This is a genomic window from Mesorhizobium sp. M0514 (assembly GCF_040321145.1).
GTDB lineage: Bacteria > Pseudomonadota > Alphaproteobacteria > Rhizobiales > Rhizobiaceae > Mesorhizobium.
Genome location: NZ_JAMYQZ010000211.1, coordinates 1 through 649, shown reverse-complemented (window position 1 = coordinate 649; position 649 = coordinate 1). Strand labels below are relative to the sequence as shown.

Below are 649 nucleotides of genomic sequence, written 5' to 3'. Positions count from 1 at the left end.
ATGTGGGAGGAAGGTCTGTCGTATCGGCAGACGGCTGCATTGTTCAATATCCGCAATGCCAGTTGCCTGACGGGCTGGGAGAAGCGCTATCATGCGGGCGGGATAGAGGCGCTCGGCCCACGTCCCAGAGGACGACCCATGTCAAAGCCGCCGTCCCCCGCAGTGCCTGTTGCAGCCAGTGACGAGGCCAAAAGCCGCGAAGAACTGCTGGCTGAGCTGAAGCATCTGCGGATGGAGAACGACTACCTAAAAAAACTGGAGGCCTTAACGCAGGGACATGCGCCCAAAAAGCGCAAGCCGTCCAGGCGTTAAGGCCGTTGCATTCGCTTGAGGGGCTGCTCGAGCTGGCGAAGCTTGCGCGCAGCACGTTCTATTACAGACAGAAAGCAGCGAAGCGCTCGGACCGCCATGCGGCGCTGAAGGCGGCGATCAAGGCCATCTTCGACAGCCACAAGGGTCGCTACGGCTATCGCCGGGTGACTGCGCAACTGCACCGGTTGGGCCGGCGCGTCAACCACAAGACCGTCCAGAGCCTGATGGCCGGGATGGGATTGAAGTCGCTGGTCAGGCCGAAGAAGTATCGCTCCTACAGGGGCGAGGCTGGGCGGACCGCTCCCGATCTGTTGCAGCGCAAGTTCGGCGCCGACCG

The 649-nt window shown here is 62.1% G+C and carries 2 protein-coding genes; both read left to right on the top strand.

The features are described 5' to 3' along the window. Positions 1–312: helix-turn-helix domain-containing protein (locus NKI61_RS32850; RefSeq protein ID WP_352842430.1), on the top strand; the 312-nt coding region annotated here is incomplete at its 5' end. A gap of 5 nt (positions 313–317) precedes the next feature. Beyond that, positions 318–649: IS3 family transposase (locus NKI61_RS32845; RefSeq protein WP_352842429.1), on the top strand; the 332-nt coding region annotated here is incomplete at its 3' end.